9 protein-coding genes and 1 pseudogene are annotated in these 9,193 nt (G+C 42.5%); 8 read left to right on the top strand and 2 right to left on the bottom strand.

The genetic code is table 11. From position 1 onward, the window contains the following. Window positions 1–412, top strand: a pseudogene (gene eno, locus CV014_RS29225) (phosphopyruvate hydratase); the annotation flags it as partial. A gap of 3 nt (window positions 413–415) precedes the next feature. Next, on the top strand, window positions 416–547 hold the full coding sequence (locus CV014_RS30290) for a hypothetical protein (RefSeq protein WP_268964965.1): 132 nt from the start codon (window positions 416–418) through the stop codon (window positions 545–547). On the opposite strand, the gene argC is transcribed toward CV014_RS30290, so the two are convergent. Further along, window positions 521–1,579: an N-acetyl-gamma-glutamyl-phosphate reductase gene (argC, locus tag CV014_RS29220; protein WP_236145208.1), complete on the bottom strand. Its 1,059-nt coding sequence runs from the start codon at window positions 1,577–1,579 to the stop codon at window positions 521–523. The two genes, CV014_RS30290 and argC, sit on opposite strands and share 27 nt — an antisense overlap. Window positions 1,580–2,076: 497 nt before the next feature. Here argC and ribBA point away from each other — a divergent pair, with 497 nt between their 5' ends. Both ribBA and CV014_RS29210 read left to right on the top strand, forming a co-directional pair. After that, the gene (gene ribBA / locus CV014_RS29215; RefSeq protein WP_236145207.1) at window positions 2,077–3,732 is read left to right on the top strand and encodes a bifunctional 3,4-dihydroxy-2-butanone-4-phosphate synthase/GTP cyclohydrolase II; all 1,656 of its coding nucleotides are present in this window, start codon (window positions 2,077–2,079) and stop codon (window positions 3,730–3,732) included. Window positions 3,733–3,862: 130 nt separating this feature from the next. Next, entirely contained in the window at window positions 3,863–4,612 is a 750-nt protein-coding gene (locus CV014_RS29210; RefSeq protein WP_236145206.1) for a Uma2 family endonuclease, read from the top strand. Between the two features lies 1 nt (window position 4,613). Here the strand turns inward: CV014_RS29210 and CV014_RS29205 are convergent, their stop codons facing one another. After that, window positions 4,614–5,504 carry a peptidoglycan recognition protein family protein gene (locus tag CV014_RS29205; protein WP_236145205.1) on the bottom strand — a complete coding sequence of 297 codons (891 nt, stop codon included), beginning with the start codon at window positions 5,502–5,504 and terminating at the stop codon, window positions 4,614–4,616. Between the two features lie 306 nt (window positions 5,505–5,810). On the opposite strand from CV014_RS29205, the gene CV014_RS29200 reads away from it, so the two are divergent. The 4 genes from CV014_RS29200 to CV014_RS29185 form a co-directional block, all read left to right on the top strand. Then, a complete protein-coding gene (locus CV014_RS29200; RefSeq protein ID WP_236145204.1) occupies window positions 5,811–6,539 on the top strand; it encodes an AIM24 family protein in 729 nt (242 codons plus the stop codon). 411 nt (window positions 6,540–6,950) lie between these two features. Then, a complete protein-coding gene (locus CV014_RS29195; protein ID WP_103138829.1) occupies window positions 6,951–7,808 on the top strand; it encodes an ATP-binding cassette domain-containing protein in 858 nt (285 codons plus the stop codon). Further along, the gene (locus CV014_RS29190; RefSeq protein WP_236145203.1) at window positions 7,765–8,619 is read left to right on the top strand and encodes an ABC transporter permease; all 855 of its coding nucleotides are present in this window, start codon (window positions 7,765–7,767) and stop codon (window positions 8,617–8,619) included. The genes CV014_RS29195 and CV014_RS29190 overlap by 44 nt, the downstream gene beginning before the upstream one ends. Window positions 8,620–8,675: 56 nt before the next feature. Continuing rightward, window positions 8,676–9,193 (top strand): MFS transporter (locus CV014_RS29185; RefSeq protein WP_236145202.1); only part of this gene is annotated, 518 nt, incomplete at its 3' end.

Genomic DNA, 9,193 nt, shown 5'->3' with positions numbered 1-9,193 from the left:
AGAAGACTGGAAACATTGGCAACTACTCACCCAAAAGATTGGTTCTAAAGTGCAGTTAGTCGGGGATGACTTGTTTGTGACCAACGCTACCCGTCTACAAACAGGTATCCAAGAAAAAGCCGGGAATGCCATTTTGATTAAACTCAATCAAATTGGTTCTTTGACTGAGACTTTGGAAACCATTGACTTAGGGACTCGGAACGGTTTCCGGTCAGTCATTAGCCATCGTTCTGGTGAAACCGAAGATACCACAATTGCTGATTTAGCCGTTGCCACTCGCGCAGGTCAAATTAAGACCGGTTCACTGTGTCGTAGTGAAAGGGTAGCCAAATATAACCGCCTACTCCGCATTGAAGATGAACTAGGCGATCGCGCCGTGTATGCTGGGGCTGTTGGTTTGGGGCCGAAGTAGGGATTGGGGACTGGGGACTGGGGAATAGGAAGACAAGGGAGACAAGGGAGGCAAGGGAGATTTATCTTCCAATGCCCCATGCCCCATGCCCCATGCCCAATGCCCCATTCACGGATAAAACCCCAATTTGGGTAAACCCAATGTCTCATCCCAACCCATCATGATGTTGAGACACTGAATTGCTTGACCCGCATGGCCTTTGATTAAGTTGTCAATGACTGACATAACAATCACTCGTCCAGTACGCGGGTCAACTTCTATGCTGATATAACAAACATTACTTCCGCTTGCCCACTTGGTTTGGGGATAAATGCCTGTTTCACAAATTTTTACCCAAGGAGAATTACGGTAAAAAGCTTTATAAATTGTAGTTAAGTCATCACCCACCAAACCAGGATCGCGGAGTGTGGCGTATACTGTTGCTAACATTCCCCGCACCATCGGTACAAGGTGGGGAGTAAACTGTACTGTCACTTCATGTCCTGCTAGTTCGCTACAAATTTGCTCAATTTCTGGAGTATGACGGTGACGGGCAACGCTATAGGCAGATAGAGAATTATCGGCTTCTGCTAACAACAGGTGTGTTTTGGCTTCCCGACCTGCACTTGATGCGCCGGATTTAGCGTCAATAATGGCAGTTTCAGGAACAATTAAACCCTGTTTAAATAGGGGCAGAAGTGCTAAAAGACTAGCTGTGGGGTAAGCACCAGGACACCCAACAAGCTGGGCATCGGCAATGCGATCGCGATAAAGTTCTGGTAAACCATACACGGCATTATTTGCTGTATGATGGTCGCTGCGATCGTTACCATACCAACTGGTATAGGTTGCCAAGTTCTTGAATCGATAATCTGCACTCAAATCCAGAACTTTACACCCTTTCTCTATTAATGCTGGTGTCAACTGGCAAGCTAAACCATTTGGTAGTGCAAGGAATATTACCTCACAGCGTCGGGCAATGACTTCTGGATCTATTGCCTCTAGGGGCAATTTCACCATATTAGTCAGATGGGGGTAAACAGACGTAAAAGCTTTACCTGTACTATTTTCTTCACCTAAATAAACTAGTTCTACCTCTGGATGCTCCATTAGTAACCGTACTAGTTGTACTCCGCCATAACCTGACGCGCCAACAATGCCAACGGGTACGCGTCTGAAATTACCCATGATCTCAAATCCTTATTCGCTTTTGGTTAATCTGTCGTTATCAATGAACTACTAGCTACCAGAGGCGAACCTGACAAAATACCATATAAAACAAGTACATAAGCAAGTTAAAATTCCCTCCGGGAAGGTGAACCTAAAAAATTCCCAATTAACAGACTAAACAGTAGTAATACGTCGTCAGCTTCTACATTTTTACCCAAGGCAAAAATTTTCCCTATGTCAACGAAACATTGCTAGTTTATATCTCTGCTGCACAAAGGAGCTACAATCTACAATAAGAAATTATTAAAAAAATTTACTATTACAAGTTAACACTGTGTACAACTTCAGATCGAATATCACTCCTGATTTATTCCCCACCTCAAGCAACGGGAAGCAGGCAGAAGACCTAAGTATCTATAAATTAATATCTCTGTCTAAACCCTAAAAAGTGGGTATTCGCAGCCAATTTTGACAAACCTAGACTAACTCCCTCACCCTATTTCCAACTCTTTTTTATGTTTGATTCTATTGATGCTGCCTTGACAGACCTCAAGGCTGGCCGCGCCATTGTCGTGGTAGATGATGAAAATCGAGAAAATGAAGGCGATTTAATTTGTGCGGCGCAATTTGCCACCCCTGACATGATTAATTTTATGGCGGTGGAAGCCAGAGGGTTAATTTGCTTGGCCATGACAGGCGATCGCCTGGATGAACTGGATTTACCATTAATGGTGACAAACATCACAGACCCTAACCAAACGGCTTTTACCGTCAGTATCGATGCTAGTCCCCATTTAGGTGTATCTACTGGAATTTCTGCCGACGATCGCGCCCGTACCATCCAGGTGACTCTGAACCCAGCCACCAAACCTTCAGATTTACGTCGTCCTGGGCATATTTTCCCCTTAAGGGCGAGGGCTGGCGGTGTTCTCAAGCGTGCCGGACATACGGAGGCGGCTGTGGATTTGGCACGATTAGCCGGATTATATCCAGCAGGGGTAATTTGCGAGATTCAAAACCCCGATGGTTCAATGGCTAGGTTACAGCAGTTGATCGAATACGCCCAACACCATAACCTGAAAATTATTAGCATTGCCGATTTAATTAGTTATCGCCTCAAACACGATCGCTTGGTATACCGCGAAGTGGTGACTCGCCTACCTAGTCAATTCGGTCAGTTTGATATTTACGCCTATCGCCACACTTTGGATAACACAGAACACGTTGCCATTGTCAAAGGCGATCCCGCTAACTTTCAAGATGAGCCTGTAATGGTGCGGATGCACTCTGAATGTCTCACGGGTGACGCGTTGGGTTCTTTGCGTTGTGATTGTCGGATGCAGTTACAAGCCGCTTTGAACATGATTGAAAAAGCAGGTCAAGGTGTGGTGGTGTACCTGCGCCAAGAAGGACGCGGAATTGGCTTGATTAACAAGCTCAAAGCCTACTCCTTACAGGATATGGGACTGGATACCGTCGAAGCAAATGAGCGTCTAGGATTCCCCGCCGATTTGCGTGACTATGGAATGGGGGCGCAAATGCTGATGGATTTGGGTGTGAAAAAGATTCGTCTGATTACCAATAATCCCCGTAAAATTGCTGGGGTGAAAGGTTATGGCTTAGAAGTTGTAGATCGCGTGCCATTGTTAATTGAAAGTAACGATTACAATTCGTATTACTTGGCGACTAAAGCGAAAAAACTGGGTCATATGCTGTTACAGACCTATTTGGTGACAGTAGCAATTCATTGGCAAGATGACCCGCAGTTGGTAACAAAACGCTACGAACGCCTAGAAAAATTACGGCATTTAGTCAGAGGCTATGATTTATTGTTGCAGGAAGAAGCCCGTCCGTTAGCGATCGCATTATTCGACGAACCATCATTAACGGTACATTTGGGTTTTGACCAACCAACAGTCGCAGCTAGCGACTGGTATCAACAAGCTGGTCATCCCTATCTACAAGCCATTTCGCAAATTCTGGATAACTTAGCCGCCATACCTTATGTTCAAAAGCTAGAATTTTTGATTTCTAGTGGTAGTGATCCCTTAACTAACTTGCAAATCCAGCTAGATAGACAAGCAATACCAGATGGAAACTTACCATCTACAGTGGGCGATCGCTTGGAGACACAGAAAATCTATAGTTTTACTAAGACAATCAGCGAATAGGGTAATTAAAAGGTAACAGTCAAAAGGCAAAAGGCAAAAGGTAAAAACTCTTTTCTTTTTACTGACTGGCCTTTTAATTAACATAAGAAATAACCGCGATCGCACTTCAGCACTTTATAGGTGAAAAGCTATGTCAGAAACTACCCTAGCTGCACCAGATATTCAACTCCCACCCACTCAACTAGAATTACCCTATGATGACGGTGTACCAATGGAAAGCGCGCGCCACAAAGCCCAAATGGACTTGTTAATTGATGCTTTAATCCCTTGGTTAGAACAACGGGAGGATGGGTTTGTCGGCGGTAATATGTTTGTTTATTACAGTCTGGCGCAGGTACGCAACAAAGATTTTAAAGGGCCAGATTTTTTTATTGTGCTGGGAGTACCCAAGGGAGAACGACGCAGTTGGGTAGTTTGGGAAGAGGGGAAAGCACCGGATGTAGTGATTGAGTTACTCTCACCAAGCACAGCCTCAACAGATAAAAATGAGAAAATGCTGATTTATCAAAATCAAATGCGTGTATCGGAATATTTCTGGTATGACCCGTTTAATTCTGATGATTTAGCGGGGTTTTCCTTACAAAAAGGCGTTTATCTATCCATCAACCCCAATAATCAAAATCAGTTAGTGAGTCAATCTTTACAGTTAGGATTACAACTTTGGCAAGGAAATTATAAAGGAATTGAAGCAACTTGGTTACGTTGGGCAAACTTAGCAGGCGAATTACTTCCAACCCCTGAAGAAAAAGAACGCCAACGCGCAGACAATGCTCAATCACAGTTACGACAAACTGCACGTAACTTACTAGAAACGGGAATGACGCTAGAACAGGTAGTTAAGTTGACAGGCTTATCTGCATCTGAGATAGAACAAGAGTAAATTACGTGGGGTGATCACTAGTTTCATTCTTTGTCCGATAAACTGGGCTTACTTGACGATAGGTATCTAGTAAAGTCATAAACTTATCAAAGTCAAAGCTTAAGGGGTCAACTCGTTGTCCTGAACGGTCTACGCCTTTGTGGGTGGTAATGCGATCGCCTGGAACTTGACTTTGAGCGATTAACCAAGCTAAAGCATGATATTGGGCATCTGTGTAACCACTATGGGCTGTTAAAAAATTGTTTCCGCGTCCGTCTGGGGGTGTTTCTAAGGAAACATGGTAAGCAAAATTATTGACGGAGGGGGGTAAATTGGCGTTAGTTTGCACAGTCTCTTCCCCATCTGCACCCACAAACACAGAGTTACCTGCACCAAAAGCCCGATATTCAGGCGGTACAAGATAAATCACAGTCCCATCTAAGGCGACGATCGCATGATAACTCGCTTGCACGTTTTCATCCTCATGGGGTGTTTGGAAGAAATTCACCGCACTAGATGCACTATTACTCGTTTCATGAATAACGATGATCGGTTGATTGTTGACTGGTACGCCATTGATATCTGTAGTGTATCTTACGCCATAGTTACTAGGATCTACGGCTGCAACGAGATATCTGGGTTTGTATTTGGCAAAAGCGACTGTAGTTGCGTATTTAGGTGGACTTTGTTGAGGTTTTGTAGGAGATTGGAGCAGATTTTGCGATTTTGCTACGGGTATGGGATGAGATTGTAACTTGGCTGGAGGGTATTGACTCCAGGCGATCGCATCCGGTGGTGATGCTGTGCTTTCAGTTTTGAGTTTTCTGGCTTCCCCAATTAATATAGTGACGCTCAAAGCTATTAACACTAGAGAAATTAATATCACCCTAGTTGCCCAGTCATTAAACCGCATTGTTTCTTATTAGTAGTAATTAATTAACAATTATCTCAGTGTTTTAATTTTAGTCAATTTCTCACTAAATATATAAATTTGTCGGACAAATACTTCCATATTATTGCTAGGATATTTTTCTCTCCGTATATTTATTTAAATGTAGTTACTGAGATTTTATAATCCAGCTTGAGGTATATGTTGGAGGGAAAACTTTCAGCAGATAGGAGGAAGAAAACTTTAATAGATTTTACCAACAATCTTCAAACGTGATTTCAAATTTTAAACAATCTAGTACAGCATCTGCAATTTGAGCAAGATAAAACTATGCAATATGAAGTCAAGATTTTAGAACCGACGGATTTATGGTACTTGCAAAATAATATTAATAAAGAGACCAATAAATTCTATCATCCTACTAAAAATATTCCTTTTGTACAGCAAGTTGAAATCAGACTGGAAAATTCTGGGGTAGTAATTCAAAAAGGTGCTTTACACAGATGTGTTGGTAAACTCACACATGGTGTGTACAAGACTGATAATCGTTTGAGGGATGTTTGGGTGTCTTTAATGACGGAGGTTGATTACAATGCTCCCGTCTATAAAGGTAGTGGTAATGTCTACCTTGAACCTAGAGGTAAAGGTCAATTTTTACATTACACAGCAATTGATATATCAGAACAAGAACAGTGGGAATTTGATGATGGCATATTCCAATTTTGTTCTGATAACGTGATTTTAGGAACTAAAAAATTAAAGTTTCGCCAAATGGCTGGTTCTAGTGATGGGCGATGGAGAATTGCCATTAAAGCTTTAAATGGTCAGCACGCTAGAGTCGTCACAGGAACAAGTGCAACTACTAAGATTATTGAGATTCATAGAGGCGAAACTGTGATTGCTGACTATGATTTCGTCAAAGGATTCACTAGTGGAATTCAAGAAGACTATCGCAAATTAGGACATTTTGGTAAAGGTGGCGGCGAAGGTTATGTTTGGGTTTATGAAGGTGAAGGGAGATTATTAGTGTCTGAAAACGACGGTATGGGACTCGGTTAAATTATTTAGGGGTATTGGAAAATTATTCTGCTGTGATACCAATTCACGAAAACCTTGATACAGACGTAAACCCTAAAAGCTTTGCTGCATCTAAGTTTTTTAATTGCGTTAGCGTAGCGGGACGTTAGTCCATTGCGTTAGCGAAGCGGGACGAAGTCCATTGCGAATTGCGAATTGGTATGACTGTCAGTAAATTCAAATCTCACCTAACCCATCCTGACAAGTGTGGGTTTTTGACTTTGTGTTCCAAAAACCTTGGTTTTGGGCTGTAATACCAATTCCAATGAGGGAACAGTAGCATTTCTATCTCCCGTGAAAAGTCAGAATTATTCCAGATACTTGACTTTCTGAGAATATATGTCAAGCTAATATTTAGAATATCTAAATATACCGCAGAAGTGGATTCTACTTGTGACAAAACTAACAGGAAGAATAGACGATTGGCCTGCAATATCAGCTAAACCTGCCAATCAAGTCATTTTAGCCACCCAAGAACTGACACGCCGCTTTGCTCAATTTACGGCCGTTGACACTCTGAATATTTCTGTAGCTTCTGGTGAAGTCTTCGGCTTGCTGGGGCCAAATGGTGCAGGAAAAAGTACAGTCATTAAAATGTTGACGACTTTATTACCACCGAGTGCAGGACGCGCTACCCTGGCGGGGTACGATGTAAGTCAACAACCGAATGAAGTTAGAAGAGTAATTGGTTACGTACCGCAAGCATTATCAGCTGATGGTAGTCTCACAGCTTATGAGAATCTGTTGATATTTGCCAAACTGTATGACATTCCCGCCCAACGAAGACGACAGCGCATTCACGAAGTTTTAGAATTCATGGATTTACAAGAAGCAGCCCATCGCTTAGTGAGAAACTATTCTGGCGGGATGATTCGCAAATTAGAAATAGCCCAAGCCATATTACATCGGCCGCCAATTTTGTTTTTAGATGAGCCAACAGTTGGACTAGATCCTGTGGCGCGTACTCAAGTTTGGGAATTAGTCGAACAACTACGCACTGACTACGGTACAACCATATTTTTAACTACTCACTTTCTCGAAGAAGCTGACAGTTTATGTCATCGCGTCGTCATTATGAACCGGGGTAAAGAGATTGTCACTGGTTCACCCACAGAATTAAAAGCCGCCATCGGTAAACCAGACGCAACTTTAGATGACGTGTTTATTCACTACGCAGGTAATCAATTAGTATCAGGAGTGAGCTACCGTGAAATCGCCAGAACCAGACGTAATAGCCAGAGATTGGGCTAAAACAAGATTTACTCACCCCAAAAATCTGTTTGTGACTATCAACAGGCTATTCAGTAAAACCCTGGTAGTGACAGAACTGGAAGTCCGGAAACTCAGACATGACCCCAGTGATTTAGTCATTCGGGCTGTACAGCCTGCTTTGTGGCTATTGATTTTTGGGCAGGTATTCAATCGTACTCGTGTTATTCCCACCGGCAATCTACCCTACCTAGAATTCATCACACCAGGAATTCTGGCACAGAGCGTGCTTTTTGTAGCTATTTTTACAGGAGGTATGACTCTGATTTGGGAACGGGATTTAGGGATTTTACAGAAACTTTTAACTAGTCCCATACCCCGTGCAGCAATGGTTTTAGGTAAAGCGATCGCTGCTAGTATACGCTGCTTTTCCCAGGTTATTTTTATTTATGGGCTAGCTATCTTCCTGGGTGTACAACTAAATTTGCATCCCCTAGCTTTTATCAAAGTATTGTTGATTGTATTTTTAGGAGCTGCGAGCTTTTGTGTATTTTCACTGATTATTGGTTGTTTAGTGAAAACTAGAGAAAGATTTACAGGGATTGGGCAGTTATTAACCATGCCCTTGTTTTTTGCTAGTAACGCCATTTATCCTGTATCACTCATGCCCAACTGGTTAAAATTTATCTCCCACATCAATCCTTTGACTTATGAAGTTGATGCCTTGCGGGATACGATGTTAGTCCACGGCTCAAGTCTTTACGGTTTTGGTACAGACTTTACTATCCTCTTATTTACATTAATTACCTTAACTATCATCTGCGCCAAACTTTATCCACGGGTGGCAATGTAGTTACAAACTCCGTTGACTATTGACTATTAACTATTGACTAATTTTGAATTTTGCCGATGTCTTCAAGCAAACGAAACCTTGTATCTAAGACTGATGTTGCATCACACGATCCTTTCGCAGCCTTGAGATTTCGAGATTATCGCCTGTTTACCATAGGACGTGTGCTTTTATTTACAGGCTCACAAATGCAGACAGTAGCCATTGGCTGGGAACTTTACGAACGCACTAATTCAGCAATGGTGTTAGGTGGGGTAGGATTGGCGCAAGTCTTACCGATGATTGTCTTAACTTTGATTGCTGGAGACGTTGCCGATCGCCGCGATCGCAAGCACACTGTTTTATTATCAGTAATTCTACTAGTATGCTGCTCTTTGGCTTTAGGTGTTGTTTCCTATAGTCGAGGTGCGGTTTCCTTAGTTTACCTGTGCTTACTTTTAACTGGTGTGGCGCGAGCATTTTTAAAACCTGCCAGTGATGCCTTGATGTGGCAATTACTACCAGTGAGTGCCTATACCAATGCTGCCACTTGGAATAGTAGTAGCTTCCAACTAGCGACAGTCATAGGGCCAGCCTT

The organism is Nostoc sp. CMAA1605 (assembly GCF_021596505.1).
In the GTDB taxonomy this organism is placed as follows: Bacteria; Cyanobacteriota; Cyanobacteriia; order Cyanobacteriales; family Nostocaceae; genus Trichormus.
The sequence above is the reverse complement of the archived record's forward strand: the minus strand, read 5'-3'. Positions and strand labels throughout refer to the sequence as shown.

Bases quoted from the DNA above. Each gene is read 5' to 3' on its own strand.
- CV014_RS29200 (WP_236145204.1), top strand. From the start codon at position 5,811: ATGCAATATGAAGTCAAGATTTTAGAACCGACGGATTTATGGTACTTG.
- CV014_RS29210 (WP_236145206.1), top strand. From the start codon at position 3,863: ATGTCAGAAACTACCCTAGCTGCACCAGATATTCAACTCCCACCCACT.
- ribBA (WP_236145207.1), top strand. From the start codon at position 2,077: ATGTTTGATTCTATTGATGCTGCCTTGACAGACCTCAAGGCTGGCCGC.
- CV014_RS29205 (WP_236145205.1), bottom strand. From the start codon at position 5,504: ATGCGGTTTAATGACTGGGCAACTAGGGTGATATTAATTTCTCTAGTG.
- argC (WP_236145208.1), bottom strand. From the start codon at position 1,579: ATGGGTAATTTCAGACGCGTACCCGTTGGCATTGTTGGCGCGTCAGGT.